The following is a 17088-nucleotide window of genomic DNA, read 5'->3' as shown; positions in this document are numbered from 1 at the left end:
AGTGACTGACATGACCACAACGAAGCAGCGCCGTATCGGCCAGTTCTCAGTCTCCCCGGTGGGCCTCGGAGCCATGCCATTCTCCATGAGCGACAAGCCGGAGAAGCCCTCCGAGGAGCAGGCGATTGCCACGGTCCACGCCGCCCTGGACTCCGGTGTCACCCTCATCGATACCGCGGACATCTACGCGCCGAGTTGGGATGCACTGGGCCACAACGAGCGGATCGTCGCCCACGCGCTGCGCAGCTACGACGGCGATGTGAGCAACGTCGTGGTGGCCACGAAGGCCGGCATCACGCGCGGCGTGGGGGAGACCTGGGGCCGTAACTCGGCGCCGGACTATCTTCGCAGCCGGCTGGAGTCCGCTCTGGCGACGCTGGGGGTGGACAAGCTGGACCTGTTCTATCTGCACCGCCCGGACCGCACTCGCGTCTATGGGAGCGTGATGGAGACCCTCGCCGCGTTCAAGGCGGAGGGCTTGATCGCGGAGATCGGCATCTCGAACGCCAACGTCGAGGAGATCCAGATCGCCGTCGACGTCCTGGGCGCAGGCGAGCTCGCCGCCGTCCAGAACGAGTTCTCCCCCCGGTTCAATGACACCAGCAAGTCCGAGCTCGACTTCTGCGCCCGTCACGGCATCGCATTCCTGCCCTGGTCACCCTTGGGCGGCACCGGCGGCGGGGCAGCCGCGGTCGGTTCCCGATTCCCCGTCCTGGCGGAGATCGCGGCTGCCCACGGGGTGTCTCCTCAGCGGGTGACCCTGGCGTGGGAGCTTGCCTTGGGGGACCATGTCATCGTGATCCCGGGCGCCTCGCGGCCGGAATCCATCATCGACTCCGCCGGCGCCATGGACCTGGATCTCACCGGCGATGAGGTGGATGCCATCTCCGCCGCCGTGCTCTGAGGTTTCGGTAGCCTGGGCCCATGGCCCAGTACTTCGACGTCCATCCAGACAACCCGCAACCCAGGGCACTGGCGCAGATCGCCAGGATCCTGGAGGGCGGGGGCCTCATCGCCTACCCGACGGACTCCTGCTTCGCTCTGGGGTGCGCGCTCGGCAACGCGCAGGGGATCGAGCGGATCAGACGGATCAGGCAGCTCGACGACAAGCACCACTTCACCCTGGTGGTCGACGAGTTCGCCAAGCTCGGCGCCTACGTCGAGATGGACAACTGGGCTTTCCGCGCCGTCAAGGCAGCCACGCCCGGGCCTTACACGTTCATCCTCAAGGCGTCCCGCGAGGTGCCGAAGATGATGCAGCACCCGAAGAAGCGCACCGTCGGTGTGCGCATCCCGGATCACCGCACCACCCTGGCCCTGCTCAAGACAGTGGGTGCGCCACTCCTGTCGTCGACGCTGCTGCTGCCTGGCCACGACGAGTCACTCACCGACGGCTGGGGCATCAAGGAACTGCTCGACCATCAGATTGATGCGGTGCTGGACTCCGGTGATTGTGGTGTCGAGCCCACAACCGTGGTGGATCTGAGCGGCGACGAGCCGGTGGTCGACCGCGTGGGTGCCGGGGACCCGTCGCCGTTCGAGTGAGCTGCAGCTTTGTGAGGCGGAGCGCCTCCTGACGATGGGCCCAATGCGGTCAGACGCAGGTGTGCCCCGGGCGGAGGGCCCAGGGCACACGAGGTCTACCCGCGTTTCAGCGACGGCCTCCGCCGAGCAGACCACCCAGGATGTCGCCGAGGATCCCGCCGCCGAGTCCGCCGGGCACCGTCGGCTGCTGTTGAGCCTGGGTCTGCGTGGGCCGTGACTCGGGCTCCGGCATCCGGAGGGTGCCATCGTCCGGTCCTGCTGTAGGCACCCGGAACTGCGGCTGGGCGCTCGGCTCCGCCCGCGGCGCCTGCGCCTGAGGTGCCGCCGCACCACCACCGAGGATCTGGCCCAGGATGTCGCCCAGCCCACCGCCACCGGTCGGCGATTGCTGCTGCGGTTGGCCCTGGGCCTCGTCACGGCCCATCAGCTTTCCTGCCAGCCACGACATCACGATGGGGGCGAGGATGGGCAGGAGCTTCTGAATCAACGCGTTGCCGCCGCCGAGGCCGCCCAGCTGGTTGACGACCTGCTCCTCGTTGTCGCCGAAGACGTGGTGGGCAATCTTGGCGCCGTCCGCCTCGTCCACATCGTCGAGGTTGATGCCCCCCTGGACGAGCTGAGGGCTGTGCTGCCCGATCGCGGAGGCCAACGACGCCTCGCCGTCAGGATCCCGCGTGTTGGCGCCCATGCCCATCAGAAGTGCGGGGAGTGCGTTACGCGTTGCGGCCTCCACCTCTTGCGGGCTCGCCCCGACACGCTGAGCCAGTTGATCGATCGGGAGGGTGGACAGCAGTTCGTCGAAATCGAACATCAACAACTCCTTGTCAGAGATTCAGCGCGCGAGGTGCGCCTCATCCAAAGCTAGGCGACGGCGGCGGTCGCTGTGACCGATTCGCTTACACCCGTGGTCGCGGCCGGGCGTAGCGACGATCAGGCAGTGTCCCGGGTCAGTCGGTGGGCCCTGAACAGGCAGGCGAAGTCGGTGCCCATCGCCCGGCCCTGGGCGGCCAGCATCTCCGGAATGAAGTCCGCCGGGGCCGGGTGGTCCGGGATGTCGGCCAGGTAGGCGCCGTGGGCTTCGAGGGAACGCACGCCCGCGTCGACATCGGCGCGGGTCAGGACGGCGCCGTGCGTGGGGGAGTTGTCGGCGGAGACGAGCAGCCACGTGGTGGCCCACTTCGCCAACCCTTCATCCGCGGCGAGTTCGGGGTGGACCCACGTGTTGTCGGCGTCACGGACCGCGTCCAGGGTGACAAGGCCCGCCACGCGGTGGTCTGCCTGGTTGAGTCCCCATCCCACCTCCACGTCCCAGGAGCCCGTCACCACAACGTCGGGCTTGAATCTGCGAATCGCGCGGGCCACGTCGCGGCGGAGATCGAGCGAGTAGACAAGCATGCCGTCCGGATGGTCGAGGATCTGGAGGTCGGTGACGCCCACTTCGTCGCAGGCCGCGCGCTGCTCGAGCGCGCGCAGTGGACCCACCTCGGCCGGCGGGCGCTGCATGCCCGCCTCACCGGAGGTGAGGAGAAGGTAGGCCACCTCCGCGCCTTGGGCTACCCAGTGATGCACGCACGCGGACAGTCCGTATTCCACGTCGTCGGGGTGGGCCACGACGCACAGGATGCGCCGGAACCCGGCATCCGGCAGCGGCTCCAGGACGGGGCGGTCGGGCCCGCTCATGAGCGGGCCTTGTTTCCTTCGGGCGCGGGGCCGGCCAGCGAGGCCACTAGGCGCAGGATGAGGTCACGGGGGAGCGGCTCAGTGAGCGGGAACCAGAGGGTCCCTTTCCCGCGTACGTAGGATGCGAGCTCAGAAGCCAGCTCCGGGTCCGCAGGGACCGGATAGACGGCCACGTGATCCTTCCACCCGGATACGAAGACCTGTGCCCGGCCTTTCCCTTGCTTGTAGCCGATGATGCCGTAGCTGAACACCTCGTCGGCATGGGGGAGCGCTCCCTTCACCAACTCCCTCAGCTCGTCGAACATGGGCCGGGCATCTGCCGGGACGGCAGCCACGTACTGGTCCACGGTGGTCACCTTCTCCGCCGGTGATTCGCCCAGGGCGTAGGAGGCCTCAAGCATCTGCCGCAGGACGGCGAGGTCGACGTCGGCGAGTTTGGTGAGATAGAGGCACGATACGCCGGTCTTGTGCTTGCCAAGCTTCGCCAGGTGTTCGCTGTAGTAGCGGTCGAAGCCCTCGTTGAAGTAGACGGTGAGCGTCGCCTTGCGGGGGCTGAAGCCCAGCCTGGGCATGTCGCCCTCCCTGCCCGTGTCATAACGGTAGTGCTGCGACCCGAAGCCGATGATGCTCGGGCCCCACATCGTCGGCTTGTCACCGGTGATGTCCTGCATCATCGACATGAGCTCGTGGGCTTCGTTGCGCCGTCGCTCTGTGACGGTCTCCAGGAAGTCCTCGACGGGCACTGGGGTGGGGCGGGTGACGGCTTCTGCTGGCATCCGTCAACTGTCGGCGCATGCACCAGTGGTGTCAAGGGGTGTGCGAGGGGGCGCGATCACGGCAAAGTGACATAATGCAGCTTATCGGTCAATTGCGTGGAGGCTCAACAGGCGCCGGAAACAGATCAGCTCCCCGATCATGGATCGAGGAGCTGAATCAGTCTGGTGGGCGATGGCGGTTTCGAACCGCCGACCTCTTCCGTGTCAGGGAAGCGCGCTACCACTGCGCCAACCGCCCGAGGTGGAGACGGGATTTGAACCCGTGTACACGGATTTGCAGTCCGTTGCCTCGCCTCTCGGCCACTCCACCTGGTGGAGCTATTACCCTCCCCAAACGGGTTGGGAGAGACTACATCTCCGAGCGGACGACGAGATTCGAACTCGCGACCCTCACCTTGGCAAGGTGATGCTCTACCAACTGAGCCACGTCCGCATGCGCTGTGTGCATTTGCCCTTGTGGGACAGCAGCAGCTGGCGCGTAGAAAACATTAGCGCACCCCCGGGGAGGACACAAATCAGCGACACCCTTCGTTCAGTCACATTTGGGGCACCGCCTGAACGCCCGCAACTGCCGCGGGTGGTCGTTGACGATGAGGATCAAGGCTTGTATCGCGTAGCGCTACGCGATACGATGCTTTTTGTGATTGTCAGCTTCCGGCACAAGGGTCTGGAGCGGCTGTATCGCGACGGTTCGAAGAAGGGTGTTCAAGCGACTCACATCCCCAAGTTGCTTCGCATCTTGTCGCTTCTGGACGTGGCACAGACCCCCGACGACCTCGCGATCCCGTCGTTTCGGACCCACCCCCTCACAGGGGACCTGGCCGGGCACTGGTCGATCTGGGTGAACGGCAACTGGCGAGTGACGTTCCGCTTCGTTGAGAGCGACGTCGAACTCGTCGACTATCAGGACTACCACTGACCAGGAGGTGGACAACATGGTGATGAGGACCCCGGTCCATCCCGGCGAGATCCTTCGCGAGGACGTGCTGGCCGATCTCGGGCTGAGTGTTGGGGAGGCCGCGTCCCGGCTCGGGATCTCCCGGGTGACGTTGAGCCGAGTCCTGCACGGCCATGCCCGCGTGAGCCCCAACCTTGCTGTTCGACTGGAGGGAGCAGGCGTTGGTACCGCCCGTGCATGGCTGGCCCTGCAGTCGGCTTTTGACCTCGCTGCCGAGCGTGCCGCCGGATTACCCACCGTCCGCAGGCTCGACCCCGTCGCCTGACATTGCCTGCCTATCAAGGCCTGTCGCTCGCTGTCGCATGCCAAATGATCAAACGATCAGCCACCGCACTGCGGTTCGACACGAAACCCGGAACGTGCGTCGTGACGCCGGTCGGTTCGCGTTCTCCCGCAGATTCTACTAGACTCCCGTTTCGCTAGGGGCGATTGGCGCAGTGGTAGCGCGCTTCGTTCACACCGAAGAGGTCGGCGGTTCGAAACCGCCATCGCCCACTCTAGATCCTCGAACCGCCATGCTCTGTGGCCCGATGAGAGAGAGTCGATGACGGCGCCGGCAATCGTGCTCGTGGCTGAAGGCCCGGACGACGTGCCGGTGTCGGAGGCGCTACAGGCCATTGCTGCCGCCCTCCGTGAAGCCCGGCCAGATCTACGCATCCACCTCGCCAGGCTGGGTGGCGTCTCCCCCAGGCTTGAGGACGTCATCAAGAGCCTGGTTGCCGACGACGTGGCGGAGGCCGTTCTGGTGCCCCTGGACCTGGTCTCCGCCGCTGCGCACCCCCCGGAGTTGGACACCTTCTCGCACTCCTCGGACATCCACCTCGCGGTGAGCCGCCCCGTCGGCCCTGCGGGCGAGGTGCTCAACATCCTCGACGAACGGGTGCGGGAGGCCCTTCACCGAGGGGGCGCCCTGGAAATCGACGGACTCATCCTCACCGCCCCGGGTGGTGGAGACGTGCGTGGCTCCTCCCTTCTGGCACGCAGGGCACGGCAGTGGTCCGCCCACCACAGGTTGCCTGTCCAGCTCGCCGTCGAGGACGGAGACGGAACGGCAACCGCTGCGGCCGTCCAGTCGCTGCGCATGCAGGGCCGGAGACACATCGCGGTGGGCAGCCTCCATCTCACTCCCACGCCCGCCTACCGCGCCCACGCGCAGGCCGCGCTGCGGGCCGGCGCCGTCGCCGTCACCGCCCCCATCGGGGACAACCCACACCTTTGCCAGCTCATCCTGGCGCGCTACGCCTTCGGCGCCATGGAGTTGCTCGACGGGACCCCAACGCGCCTACCCGACGGCCTGGACGGCGACGACTCCTGAGCCTTGACTCGGGTGCCTAAGCTCGATGCATGACAGAGCCTTACGTCGCCCCCGTGTCCAAGACCGACGACCAGTGGCGCACCGAGCTGTCGCCGCTGGAGTTCAAGGTGTTGCGCCAGGCCGGCACCGAGATGGCCTACACAGGGGAATACACGGACACTGAGGATGAGGGCATCTACGAGTGCCGCGGGTGTGGCGCCGAGCTCTTCCGCAGCACCGAGAAATTCCACTCCCACTGCGGATGGCCCAGCTTCTTCTCCCCCTTGGCCGAAGAACGGGTCCGCTACCTGCGCGACGATTCCATCCGCGGGCGGACCCGGGTGGAGGTCCGCTGCGCCGCATGCGACGGACACCTCGGCCACGTCTTCGAGGGCGAGGGCTACGAGACCCCCACGGACCTTCGCTACTGCATCAACTCGGTCAGCCTGCGCCTCAGGCGCGCCTAGCCGGGACCGCGCCCGGCGCGCCATCGCTGGATCGGATGCGCCCCGGCCTAGGCTATCACCCGTGCCAGCGAACGTGACCCCCATCCCCCCGGAGCCGTTCGCGCGGGCGCTGCGAGAGCTCGAGTCCATGACCTGGAGGCGCGGGTTCAACACGGACGAGATCGGGTCCCCTCAGCGGATCGCGCCCTTCTCGGTGGCCATCGAGGCCGAACTCGCCGGCACAGACGAGCCCCTAGCCTCGGGGAGACTCATCCTCCTGCACGATCCCTCCGGGAACGAGTCCTGGGGTGGAACCTTCCGCCTCGTCACCTACGTCCGCGCCGACGTCGAGATGGAGATGGTGACCGATCCACTGCTGCCCGAGGTTGCATGGTCGTGGTTCACCGAGGCGGTTGAGAGCCGCGGCTGCCTCGCGCAGGCGCTGGCCGGGACGGTCACGGCTTCCTACGGGAGGGGCTTCGGGGAGATGGCCGACGAAGACCGCGCCGAGGTCGAGCTCCGCTGTTCCTGGACCCCCACGCTGAACGACCGGCACCCGCTGACGAGCCACCTTGCCGCATGGGAGGACCTCGTGGGCCAGGTGGCGGGCCAGCCGCCCCTTCCCCCCGGCGTGGCCACACTGCCCCTGGGCCGGCGCTCGTGACCTACGTCGAGCAGAGCCGCGAACCGCTCCGGCCCGTGGTCGCGGACGCGCCCTCCCTCGCTGCGTGCCTGGCCGCGCTGAGCGCCGGCACGGGTCCAGTCGCGTTCGACACAGAGCGCGCCCACGGGCACCGCTACTGGTCGAAGGCCTATCTGCTCCAGATCCGTCGGGAAGGAGCGGGCACGTGGCTGATCGACCCCATCGCGTTCGAGAACGACGGGCCGGCGGACCTCAGCAGCCTGGTTGAGGCCTGCGGCGAGGCCACCTGGCTGATCCATGCCGCAAGCCAGGACCTGCCCTGCATGCGTGAGATCGGCATCATTCCCCCGCAGCTCTTCGACACCGAGCTGGCGGCACGGCTCCTCGCGAAGCCGGGTGCCAGCCTGGGCGCGCTCCTCCTCGCGGAACTCGGGGTGCGGCTCCGGAAGGCCCACTCCGCGGACAACTGGTCCAAGCGCCCGCTGCCCGACTCCTGGCTGACGTACGCAGCGTTGGATGTGGACTACCTGCTTGAACTCGCCGTCATCCTCGGCGATGAACTCCGCGCCACCGGCCGCGACACCTGGGCGCACCAGGAATTCGACGACGCCCTCACGCGGTTCACCGCGGTGCCGGAACCGAGGGTGGACCCATGGCGACGCCTCACCGGCATCACCACCCTTCGCACGCCCCGGCAATACGCCGTGGCACGAGCTTTGTGGCTGGAGCGCGACGCCATCGCGCAGCGACGCGACCGGCCTCCCGGCTGGATCCTGCACGACTCCGCAATCCTGGAACTGGCCGTCCGAGCCAGGGAGGCGGTCCCCACCCGCGCCCAGGCCCAGGCCCTCCCCGGCTTCAGCACCCAGCCCGGGCAGCGCTTCCTCACCAACTGGATGGGGGCGCTGGATGAGGTCAGGGCCATGCCGGAAGCCCTTTACCCACCCCGGCGCGGACCGCACACCGGCGTGCCCCACCCCCGCACCTGGGACCGGATCAACCCGGAGGCCGCCGAGCGGTGGGCCAAGGTGCGTCCGGCCGTCGACGAGTTGGCGTGCGACCTTGGCGGGCTACAGCCGAGTCTGGTGGCTCCCCCTGCGGCACTGCACGGAGCGCTGTTCGAGCACAGCGTCGTGACGCGGGAAGCGCTGATCGGTCTGGGTGCCAGGCCCTGGCAGGCGGACTTCCTGGAGCCCCTGATAGCCGAGGCCCTCGACAGCTAGGCCGGACGCCCCGCAGTCTCCTCCAGCTCTGATCCGCTCAGGACCACACCCAACACCTGCAGGGAGGTCTTGGCAGCCGTCAGTCCGATCTCCTCGAGCACCTCGTCGCGTGATCCGTGGGCAAGGAAGCGCTGCGGGATACCGAAGGTGAGGACCCGCGTGGCGGCGCCGGTATCGGCGAGCCTTGAGCGGAGCTTCTGGCCGACGCCACCCTCCACCAGGTTGTCCTCCAAGGTCACGACGAGATCGTGCCCGGCGGCGAGGCTGACGAGATCCTGGCTGACAGGCAGGGCCCACAGCGGATCGGCAACCGAGGCGGGCACTCCCTGGTCCCCCAGCCGCTCTGCCACGCCCAGGCCCATCCCGGCGAACTGGCCGTAACCGACGATGAGCACCCTGGCTCCCTCGGCTCGACGGAGGATGTCAACGCGGGCCAGTCCCTCGCCCACATGGGCCACAGCCGCGATCTCGTCGGGGAGGCGCTCCTTGGAGTAGCGCACCACCGTGATGGCGTCATCGACCTCGACGGCCCGGTCAATGGCGGCCACCAGCCGCGCCTGGTCCCGCGGAGCCGCCAGCTGCAGCCCTGGCACGAGGCCCATCAGGCTCATGTCCCACATCCCGTTGTGGCTCGGGCCGTCCGTCCCCGTGACACCCGCCCTGTCCAGGGCGATGGTGAGGCCCACACCGTGCAGCGAGGCGTCCATGAGCACCTGATCGAAGGCACGGTTGAGGAACGTGGCATACAACGCCACCACCGGGTGCAGGCCGGAGCGCGCCATGCCGGCCGCTGACACGATGGCGTGCTGCTCGGCGATGCCGACGTCGAAGGTGCGGTCCGGGAAGGCCGCGGCGAACCGGCCGAGCCCCGTGGGGTACAGCATCGCAGCTGTGACGGCCACCACGTCGGGGCGACGCTGACCCACCTGCACCATCGCCTCGGCGAAGGCGTCGGTCCAGGTGGCCTGCACTGAGGCCGACAGCGGCTCGCCGGTGATCTCGTTGATTCGGCCGACGGCGTGGAACCTGTCTTCCTCATGCTCCTCCGCAGCCTGAAAGCCGCGACCCTTCCGGGTGACGCAGTGGACAAGAACCGGTCCCCCGAAGTGGCGGGCCTGCTCAAGGTGATTGGTGAGGGAGGTGATGTCGTGGCCGTCGAGCGGGCCCATGTACTTGATCCCGAGGTCCGAGAACATCGACTGCGGGGCGACAACGTCCTTGATACCGGTCTTCACGCCGTGCATGAGGTCATAGACGGGACGCCCCACCAGCGGCATCCGGTTCACAGTGCGCTTGATCAGGCTGAGCGTCTTCTCGTAGCGCTGGTCCGTGCGGAGCCCTGCGAGGTGGTTCGCGAGGCCGCCCACCGTTGGGGTGTAGGAACGGCCGTTGTCGTTGACCACCACCACGAGGCGGAGACCGGGGGTGGCCGCGATGTTGTTGAGCGCCTCCCAGGCCATGCCGCCGGTGAGGGCGCCGTCGCCCACCACGGCAACCACCGTGCGCTGCTCGCCGCGGAGCCGGAATCCCTTCGCCAGACCTTCGGCCCACGACAGGGCCGTGGACGCGTGCGAATTGGCCACCCAGTCGTGCTCGGACTCGGCCGGCTCCGGGTAGCCCGACAGCCCGCCGCGCTGACGCAAGGTGTCGAACCCGGCCGCCCGGCCCGTGAGGATCTTGTGCACGTAGCTCTGGTGGCCCGTGTCGAAGATGACGGGGTCCGACGGCGAGTCGAACACCCGATGGATGGCGATGGTCAACTCAACGACGCCGAGGTTGGGCCCCAGGTGGCCACCCGTCCGGCTCACCTTCGTGATGAGGAAGGACCGGATCTCGGAGGCGAGCTGAACGAGCTGCCGCCGGGAGAGCGCACGAAGATCGCGTGGGCTCTGGATCGATTCGACCAAGGACATGCGCACAATAGTAGGCCCTAACACCAGAGCACCCCCGCTACGAACCGCTACAGCCTGGGCACGAACCGCGCGTCCCGGAGCGCCTGTTCCACCAGATCTACTCCCCTGGCCACCCGGGTGAGCCGTGCCTCCTCCTGCTGCAGGAGGGCTGCGGCCTGATCCGCGGTGGACGAGTCCACAACGCCGGCCAGGGAAGAACGCAGGCCCGTGAGGCCCGTCCTGGTGGCCAGCAGCTGCGAGGCGACGAACTCCCCCGCCAGGCGTGCCAGTACCACCGGATGCCGACGTAGCAGCTGGTATCCCCGATACTCCGCGGGGCAGCAATCCAGAAGATAGCCCTCGGCCGAGGCGAGCCACCCCTGCGAACCGGGCGGCCGCACCGTGCCCGGCCACCCAGGCGGCACATAGACCCGGATCATTTCGTCATCATCGAACATGTGTTCTATTGAATCTCATGCCCCCGACAGAAGTAAAGACCTCGACCAGACCAGGGAGACGCAAACGAGGCGACCCCCGAAGGGGACCGCCTCGTTTGCGCGACGACAGGCTCAGCTCCTGGCGAGATTTCGGAGCACGTACTGCATGATGCCGCCGTTGACGTAGTAGCCGCGCTCCCCCGGCGTGTCGATGCGCACGACCGCCTCGAAGACGACCTCGGTGCCGTCCGGGCGGACCGCCTTCACCGTCATGGTCTTCGGCGTGAAGCCCTCGTTGAGCTGCGTGACTCCCGAGACGGAGAAGGACTCCTCACCCGTCAACCCCAGCGTCTGGGCGGTCTGGCCCTCCGGATACTGGAGCGGGAGGACGCCCATGCCGATCAGGTTGGAGCGGTGGATCCGCTCGTAGCTCTCGGCAATCACCACCCGGACGCCCAGCAGTGCGGTGCCCTTGGCCGCCCAGTCACGCGACGAGCCGGACCCATACTCCTTGCCCGCCAGCACCACCAACGGAATGCCCGCTGCGGCGTAGTTGACCGACGCGTCGTAGACGGTGGTCACCGGGCCCCCGTCGACCGTGAAGTCGCGCGTGAAGCCGCCCTCGGTGTCCGGCGCAATCTGATTGCGCAGCCGGATGTTGGCGAACGTGCCTCGAATCATGACCTCGTGATTGCCGCGGCGCGATCCATAGGAGTTGAAGTCTTTCCGCTCAACCCCATGCTCGGTCAGGTACCGGCCGGCCGGCGAGTCCGCCTTGATGCTCCCCGCGGGCGAAATGTGGTCCGTGGTGACAGAGTCCCCCAGCTTGAGCAGCACCCTGGCGTCGGACACGTCCTCGACCGGTGTGGGTTCTGCGGGCATGTCGTCGAAGTAGGGCGCCTTCCGCACATAGGTGGAGTCCGCATCCCACTCGAAGGTCTCGCCGTCCGGGGTGGGGAGCGACCGCCAGCGCTCATCGCCGGCGAACACGTCGGCGTAGCGGGTGACGAACATCTCCGCGCTGATCGAGTCGTTGATGACTTCGTCGATCTCGGCCTCGGTGGGCCAGATGTCGCGCATGAAGACGTCGTTGCCCTCCGGATCCTGCCCGATCGGATCGTTGAACAGGTCGATGTCCATGGTTCCTGCCAGCGCGTAGACGATGACAAGCATCGGCGAGGCGAGGTAGTTCATCTTGACGTCGGGATTGATCCGGCCCTCGAAGTTGCGGTTTCCGGAGAGGACCGCCGAGACCGCCAGGTCGTGGGCATTGACGGCGTCGGTGACCTCCGGGATCAGCGGACCGGAGTTGCCGATGCAGGTAACGCACCCGTAGCCGACCAGATTGAATCCGATGGCGTCGAGGTAGCTGGTGAGCCCGGAGCGGTCGTAGTAGTCGGTGACCACCTGCGAGCCGGGGGCCAGCGACGTCTTGACCCAGGGCTTGCGGGTGAGACCGCGTTCGACCGCCTTCTTCGCCACCAGGCCCGCGCCGATCATGACGCTCGGGTTGGAGGTGTTGGTGCAGGAGGTGATCGAGGCGATCGTCACGGCGCCGTGATCCAGCTCGAAGGAGGTCCCGTCGGCCAGGGTCACCGGTGCCGCGGCATGCACGCGGGGGCGCATCGTGTGGTGTGCCGGGTCCGACGGGGCCGGCGAATCGTCCACGCTGCTCGGATTCACTCCGGTGGGGTCGGAAGCCTCCATCGTCGCCGCGACGGCCCGGTCGTAGCCGGAGTAGGCGTCCGCGCCATGCGGGGCTCCAACGAACCCTGCGACCGCTTCGCGGAAGGCCGCCTTCGACTCGTCGAGGCGGATCCGGTCCTGCGGACGCTTCGGACCTGCGATGGAGGGGACAACGGTGGCGAGGTCCAGCTCGATGTACTCGGAGTACTGCGGCTCGACGCTCGGGTCGTGCCACAGCCCCTGCGCCTTCGCGTAGGACTCCACGAGGGCGATCTGCTGCTCGTCGCGTCCGGTGAGCCTCAGGTATGCGATCGTCTGCTCGTCGATCGGGAAGATGGCGATGGTGGAGCCGTACTCGGGGCTCATGTTGCCGATCGTGGCGCGGTTGGCCAGCGGCACCGCCGCCACGCCGTCGCCGTAGAACTCGACGAACTTGCCCACCACCTTGTGCTCACGCAGCATTTCGGTGATGGTGAGGACGAGGTCTGTCGCGGTGGTGCCCTCGTTCAGCTTGCCGGTGAGCTTGAAGCCCACGACCCGCGGGAGGAGCATCGAGACGCTCTGCCCGAGCATGGCCGCCTCAGCCTCGATTCCGCCGACGCCCCACCCGACGACGCCCAGGCCGTTGACCATGGTGGTGTGCGAGTCCGTGCCCACGCAGGTGTCGGGGTATGCCTGCAGGACGCCGTTCACGACGCGAGGGAAGACCACACGCGCGAGGTGCTCGATGTTGACCTGATGCACAATGCCGGTGCCAGGCGGCACGACCTTGAAGTCGTCGAACGCCTTCTGGCCCCACCGGAGGAACTGGTAGCGCTCGCGGTTGCGCTGATACTCGATGTCCACGTTCGCCTCGAAGGCGCCGGCGATGCCGAACACCTCCGCGATGACGGAGTGGTCGATGACCATTTCTGCGGGCGAGAGGGGGTTGACCTTCGACGGGTCCCCACCGAGCCCCGCGACCGCCTCGCGCATGGTGGCCAGGTCCACCACGCATGGCACGCCGGTGAAGTCCTGCATGATGACGCGGGCGGGCGTGAACTGGATCTCATGATCGGGCTGAGCGGCCGGGTCCCAGGCGCCCAGGAACGCGATGTCGTCGCGGGTGATGTTGGCGCCGTCCTCGGTGCGCAACAGATTCTCCAGGAGGACCTTGAGGCTGAAGGGCAACTTCTCCGAGCCCGGGACCGCATCGACCCGGAAGATCTCGTACGAGGTGCCGTTGACGTCGAGGCTCGCCTTGGCCCCGAAACTGTTGACGCTCATCCTTCTCCTTAACTTGGCACTCGCCAAACTGTCTTGATATCAAGATACCATGGTTCACGCATGCGCGGCGCCATCGCCGGTCCCCGTCAGTCTAGGGGTTGGTCAGGGGCGTCAGGCCGGGGGCGCAGGATCGCCACGCACTCCACATGGTGGGTCATGGGGAACAGGTCGAAGGCCCTGATATCAACCGATCCGTAGCCGAGCTGGGCAAAAGTGGCGAGGTCCCTGGCGAGCGCGGCAGGGTCGCACGCGACGTAGGCCACCGCTCGTGGTCCCCGATCGACGATCGCGCGGACCACATCAGCGCCGGCCCCCTTTCGAGGCGGGTCGAGCACCACGAGGTCGGCCCACTCGGGCAGGTCGCGGTGCCCCCGCTCAAGGGCGCCGGCGACGAAGTCGGCCTCCGGCACGTTGCGGCGGGCCAGACGCACCGCCTCGCGTGACAGCTCAGCCCCCAGCACCATGCATCCGGCGTCCACGAGGGCGCCGGCGAACAGCCCGACCCCGCAGTAGAGATCGAGCACGCGATCTCCTGGTTCCGGCCGTAGACCCTCCAGCACCGCGCCAGTGAGAGTGTCCGCGCTGTGTGGATGGACCTGCCAGAATCCGCCGGGGGCCACCTCGTAGGTTCGGCCCCGCACGCGTTGCCGCACAGTGGCCTCACGTCTCCCCCCGGCAACGGCGGTCACGACGGTGCGATCCTCGCCTACCGTGACCTCGAGCTCTCCTCCGGGGCGGGCCTGGAGCGTGAGTTCGGCCACCGTCGGCCCGGGCGCCGCTATCAGGCAGCCGCCCTCGGGCAGCGCGACGATCTCATGCGAACGCCGTGCCCGGAAACCCACCCGGCCTGCCTCGTCGACGGCGTAGCGCACCCGCGTGCGCCAGCCGGTGAGCCCCCCGGGGACCGCCTCGACCGTTCCGTTCCAGTCGACTCCAGCCAGCCGCTGAAGCTGTTCGGCCACGACGGCGGTCTTCAGCTTCAACTGGGTGGGTTGGTCAGCGTGTTGCCAGTCGCACCCCCCGCATCGCTCGGCGATGGGGCACGGCGGCTCAACCCGGCCGTCGGAGGCCTCAAGCACCCGGGTCACTCGCGCCCGGTCAAACCGTCTTCCCGTCTCAGTGATCTCCGCGACTACCCGCTCCCCCGGAAGCCCCCCGGTGACGAACAACACCTTGCCCTCGGCGCGGCCGACGACGTACCCGCCGTGCGCGACCCGCTCGAGCCGCACCTCAACGCTCATCGCCTGCGTGGCTCGGAGGCCTTGTTGGCGGCCGCCTTCGCCTTGCCGGACGACTTCAACTGATACGGCACGCTCGTGACCATGACACCAGGCATGAAGTGCAGGCGGGTACGGATCAGCAGCGCCGTCTGGTTGTGAAGCAACTGCTCCCACCAGTGGCCCACGACGAACTCGGGGATGTAGACGATGACCACGTCGCGCGGGTTCTCGCTGCGCAACTCGTTCACGTACTTGATGAACGGCCCGGTGATCTCGCGGTACGGCGAGGCGATCACCTTGAGTGGGGTGCCGAAGTCCTCCGCCTCCCACTCGTCGAGGATCCGTTCCACCTCGTCGTCGTCCACGGCGACGGTGACGGCCGTCAGCGTCGTGGAGCGGGCAGCACGGGCGAAGGCGATGGCACGCAGGGTCGGGAGGTTGACCCTCTGCACCAGGACCACTCCACGCACCCGGCTCGGCAGGGCGCGATCCGAGTCCGGCCTGAGCGCGACCTCCTGCTCGACAGCCCGGTAGTGGTTGGAGATCGTCAGCATGAGTGCGAACAGGACGGCCATCGCGACGACCGCCAGGTACGCCCCGTGCGTGAACTTGGAGATCAGCACGATGATGAGGACGATCCCAGTGGCGGCGGCGCCGACCGTGTTGATGATGCGAGCCCGGACCATCCGCTTGCGTGCGCTCACGTCCTGCTCCCCACGGAGGGCGCGGGTCCAGTGGATGATCAGGCCCGTCTGACCGACGGTGAAGGACAGGAAGACACCTACCACGTACAGCTGGATCAGCGCGGTGACCGACGCGTCGAAGGCGAGGACGAGCACTGCGGCCGCGACAGCGAGCATGACGATGCCGTTGGAATAGGCCAGCCGGTCCCCGCGGGTGTGCAGCTGGCGCGGGAGGAAGCCGTCCCGGGCGAGGATCGACGCCAGCGACGGAAAGCCGTTGAAAGCGGTGTTGGCGGCCAGGAAGAGAATCAGCATGGTCGCGGTGATCACGATGTAGAACCCGGGCTCGAACCAGTCCATGAACACGACACGGGCCAACTGGCCGGTCACGGTGTGCGCCGCGCTGTGGATGGTCTCGCCGGCGGCGTTGACGTAGTGGGTGCCCGACAGTTCGTCGATCAGGTGCACCCTCGTGAGGTTGGCGAGCACGATGATGCCGAGGAGCATCGTGATGGCCAACACCCCCAGCATGGTGAGCACACTGGCGGCGTTCGTGCTCTTGGGCTTGCGGAAGGCCGGGACACCGTTGGCGATGGCCTCCACGCCGGTCAGCGCCGCGGCACCTGACGAGAACGAGCGCGCCAGGATGGCGACCATGGCCCACCCGGCGAACTCCGCGCTACCCTCGGGGGCTACGACGATGAGGTCTCCGGTCTCACTCACCAGCTCCTCCCCTGATACCAGGATCCGGAACAGCCCGATCCCGATCATGAGCAACATGGAGCCCATGAAGACGTAGCTCGGGATGGCGAACATGGCGCCGGACTCTCGCACCCCCCGGAGGTTCATCAAGGTCAGGAAGAAGATGACTCCGACAGCGGTCCACGCCTCGTAGCCGTCAAGGAACGGAGCCATGGCCTTGGCGTTGATGACACCGGCGGACACGGACACCGCGACCGTCAGCACGTAGTCGACCAGCAGCGAGGCCGCGACAGTCAGGCCCGCGTACCTGCCCAGATTCACGGTGGCGACCTCGTAGTCACCGCCTCCATTGGGGTAGGCGTGAACCGTCTGCCGGTAGGACATCACCACAATGGCCACGACGACCGCCACAGCCACGCCGATCTGCCAGGAGAACATGAACCCGGCCATCCCCGCCAGGGACAGCGTGATCAGGATCTCATCCGGGGCATAGGCCACAGAGCTGAGCGCATCGGAGGCGAAAACGGGGAGGGCCAGCCTCTTGGGCAGGAGCGTCTCCCCCATCTGGGCGTTGGTGAGACGCCGCCCCACCACCATGCGCTTGAGCGCCGACATCACGTTCACGGGGTTACGGTAG

The 17088-nt window shown here is 67.5% G+C and carries 16 protein-coding genes and 4 tRNA genes; 9 read left to right on the top strand and 11 right to left on the bottom strand.

From position 1 onward, the window contains the following. Nucleotides 1-10 precede the first annotated feature (10 nt). Nucleotides 11-904, top strand: coding sequence for an aldo/keto reductase (locus tag ACX1D1_RS09305; protein WP_459054360.1), 894 nt, complete (start codon nucleotides 11-13; stop codon nucleotides 902-904). A gap of 20 nt (nucleotides 905-924) precedes the next feature. Continuing rightward, complete coding sequence (locus tag ACX1D1_RS09300) at nucleotides 925-1545, top strand: L-threonylcarbamoyladenylate synthase (RefSeq protein ID WP_182782825.1); 621 nt, start codon at nucleotides 925-927, stop codon at nucleotides 1543-1545. A gap of 106 nt (nucleotides 1546-1651) precedes the next feature. Here the strand turns inward: ACX1D1_RS09300 and ACX1D1_RS09295 are convergent, their stop codons facing one another. The 6 genes from ACX1D1_RS09295 to ACX1D1_RS09270 form a co-directional block, all read right to left on the bottom strand. After that, nucleotides 1652-2356, bottom strand: a complete 705-nt coding sequence (locus tag ACX1D1_RS09295) for a DUF937 domain-containing protein (protein WP_182799972.1) — start codon at nucleotides 2354-2356, stop codon at nucleotides 1652-1654. Between the two features lie 119 nt (nucleotides 2357-2475). Continuing rightward, nucleotides 2476-3225, bottom strand: a complete 750-nt coding sequence (locus ACX1D1_RS09290) for a PIG-L deacetylase family protein (protein ID WP_182782827.1) — start codon at nucleotides 3223-3225, stop codon at nucleotides 2476-2478. Further along, nucleotides 3222-4001: a DUF1801 domain-containing protein gene (locus ACX1D1_RS09285; RefSeq protein ID WP_182799973.1), complete on the bottom strand. Its 780-nt coding sequence runs from the start codon at nucleotides 3999-4001 to the stop codon at nucleotides 3222-3224. The genes ACX1D1_RS09290 and ACX1D1_RS09285 overlap by 4 nt, the downstream gene beginning before the upstream one ends. Nucleotides 4002-4164: 163 nt before the next feature. Continuing rightward, nucleotides 4165-4239: transfer RNA gene (locus ACX1D1_RS09280), tRNA-Val, on the bottom strand. 1 nt (nucleotide 4240) lies between these two features. Then, nucleotides 4241-4311: transfer RNA gene (locus tag ACX1D1_RS09275), tRNA-Cys, on the bottom strand. 50 nt (nucleotides 4312-4361) lie between these two features. Continuing rightward, nucleotides 4362-4434 (bottom strand) — tRNA-Gly (locus tag ACX1D1_RS09270). Here ACX1D1_RS09270 and ACX1D1_RS09265 point away from each other — a divergent pair. From ACX1D1_RS09265 to ACX1D1_RS09235, 7 genes are all read left to right on the top strand, one after another. Beyond that, entirely contained in the window at nucleotides 4408-4920 is a 513-nt protein-coding gene (locus ACX1D1_RS09265) for a type II toxin-antitoxin system RelE/ParE family toxin (RefSeq protein WP_459056573.1), read from the top strand. The two genes, ACX1D1_RS09270 and ACX1D1_RS09265, sit on opposite strands and share 27 nt — an antisense overlap. Before the next feature lie 16 nt (nucleotides 4921-4936). Next, nucleotides 4937-5224, top strand: coding sequence for a HigA family addiction module antitoxin (locus tag ACX1D1_RS09260; RefSeq protein WP_459054359.1), 288 nt, complete (start codon nucleotides 4937-4939; stop codon nucleotides 5222-5224). 158 nt (nucleotides 5225-5382) lie between these two features. Then, a tRNA-Val gene (locus tag ACX1D1_RS09255) sits at nucleotides 5383-5454 on the top strand. A gap of 49 nt (nucleotides 5455-5503) precedes the next feature. After that, complete coding sequence (locus ACX1D1_RS09250; protein WP_182782834.1) at nucleotides 5504-6274, top strand: sirohydrochlorin chelatase; 771 nt, start codon at nucleotides 5504-5506, stop codon at nucleotides 6272-6274. Between the two features lie 29 nt (nucleotides 6275-6303). Next, on the top strand, nucleotides 6304-6720 hold the full coding sequence (gene msrB / locus ACX1D1_RS09245) for a peptide-methionine (R)-S-oxide reductase MsrB (protein WP_182782835.1): 417 nt from the start codon (nucleotides 6304-6306) through the stop codon (nucleotides 6718-6720). A gap of 61 nt (nucleotides 6721-6781) precedes the next feature. Then, nucleotides 6782-7363: a DUF3000 domain-containing protein gene (locus tag ACX1D1_RS09240; RefSeq protein ID WP_459054358.1), complete on the top strand. Its 582-nt coding sequence runs from the start codon at nucleotides 6782-6784 to the stop codon at nucleotides 7361-7363. After that, on the top strand, nucleotides 7360-8565 hold the full coding sequence (locus ACX1D1_RS09235) for an HRDC domain-containing protein (RefSeq protein WP_459054357.1): 1206 nt from the start codon (nucleotides 7360-7362) through the stop codon (nucleotides 8563-8565). Before ACX1D1_RS09240 ends, ACX1D1_RS09235 begins: the two co-directional genes overlap by 4 nt. Here ACX1D1_RS09235 and dxs read toward each other — a convergent pair. From dxs to ACX1D1_RS09210, 5 genes are all read right to left on the bottom strand, one after another. Beyond that, nucleotides 8562-10478 (bottom strand): 1-deoxy-D-xylulose-5-phosphate synthase, encoded by a 1917-nt coding sequence (dxs, locus tag ACX1D1_RS09230; RefSeq protein ID WP_182782837.1) that lies wholly within the window; start codon nucleotides 10476-10478, stop codon nucleotides 8562-8564. The two genes, ACX1D1_RS09235 and dxs, sit on opposite strands and share 4 nt — an antisense overlap. A gap of 47 nt (nucleotides 10479-10525) precedes the next feature. Next, complete coding sequence (locus ACX1D1_RS09225) at nucleotides 10526-10915, bottom strand: hypothetical protein (protein WP_182799745.1); 390 nt, start codon at nucleotides 10913-10915, stop codon at nucleotides 10526-10528. A 111-nt stretch (nucleotides 10916-11026) separates the two neighbouring features. Continuing rightward, a complete protein-coding gene (locus tag ACX1D1_RS09220) occupies nucleotides 11027-13846 on the bottom strand; it encodes an aconitate hydratase (protein ID WP_459054356.1) in 2820 nt (939 codons plus the stop codon). 86 nt (nucleotides 13847-13932) lie between these two features. Next, nucleotides 13933-15087 carry a class I SAM-dependent RNA methyltransferase gene (locus ACX1D1_RS09215; RefSeq protein WP_459054355.1) on the bottom strand — a complete coding sequence of 385 codons (1155 nt, stop codon included), beginning with the start codon at nucleotides 15085-15087 and terminating at the stop codon, nucleotides 13933-13935. Continuing rightward, nucleotides 15084-17075 carry an APC family permease gene (locus ACX1D1_RS09210; protein WP_459054354.1) on the bottom strand — a complete coding sequence of 664 codons (1992 nt, stop codon included), beginning with the start codon at nucleotides 17073-17075 and terminating at the stop codon, nucleotides 15084-15086. The genes ACX1D1_RS09215 and ACX1D1_RS09210 overlap by 4 nt, the downstream gene beginning before the upstream one ends. Nucleotides 17076-17088 lie beyond the last annotated feature (13 nt).

The sequence above is a fragment of the Tessaracoccus luoxuelianae genome (assembly GCF_054483915.1).
This window is presented reverse-complemented; position numbering and strand designations above follow the sequence as displayed.

Bases quoted from the DNA above. Each gene is read 5' to 3' on its own strand.
- ACX1D1_RS09305 (WP_459054360.1), top strand. From the start codon at position 11: ATGACCACAACGAAGCAGCGCCGTATCGGCCAGTTCTCAGTCTCCCCG.
- ACX1D1_RS09300 (WP_182782825.1), top strand. From the start codon at position 925: ATGGCCCAGTACTTCGACGTCCATCCAGACAACCCGCAACCCAGGGCA.
- ACX1D1_RS09295 (WP_182799972.1), bottom strand. From the start codon at position 2,356: ATGTTCGATTTCGACGAACTGCTGTCCACCCTCCCGATCGATCAACTG.
- ACX1D1_RS09290 (WP_182782827.1), bottom strand. From the start codon at position 3,225: ATGAGCGGGCCCGACCGCCCCGTCCTGGAGCCGCTGCCGGATGCCGGG.
- ACX1D1_RS09285 (WP_182799973.1), bottom strand. From the start codon at position 4,001: ATGCCAGCAGAAGCCGTCACCCGCCCCACCCCAGTGCCCGTCGAGGAC.
- ACX1D1_RS09265 (WP_459056573.1), top strand. From the start codon at position 4,408: ATGCTCTACCAACTGAGCCACGTCCGCATGCGCTGTGTGCATTTGCCC.
- ACX1D1_RS09260 (WP_459054359.1), top strand. From the start codon at position 4,937: ATGGTGATGAGGACCCCGGTCCATCCCGGCGAGATCCTTCGCGAGGAC.
- ACX1D1_RS09250 (WP_182782834.1), top strand. From the start codon at position 5,504: ATGACGGCGCCGGCAATCGTGCTCGTGGCTGAAGGCCCGGACGACGTG.
- msrB (WP_182782835.1), top strand. From the start codon at position 6,304: ATGACAGAGCCTTACGTCGCCCCCGTGTCCAAGACCGACGACCAGTGG.
- dxs (WP_182782837.1), bottom strand. From the start codon at position 10,478: ATGTCCTTGGTCGAATCGATCCAGAGCCCACGCGATCTTCGTGCGCTC.
- ACX1D1_RS09225 (WP_182799745.1), bottom strand. From the start codon at position 10,915: ATGTTCGATGATGACGAAATGATCCGGGTCTATGTGCCGCCTGGGTGG.
- ACX1D1_RS09220 (WP_459054356.1), bottom strand. From the start codon at position 13,846: ATGAGCGTCAACAGTTTCGGGGCCAAGGCGAGCCTCGACGTCAACGGC.
- ACX1D1_RS09215 (WP_459054355.1), bottom strand. From the start codon at position 15,087: ATGAGCGTTGAGGTGCGGCTCGAGCGGGTCGCGCACGGCGGGTACGTC.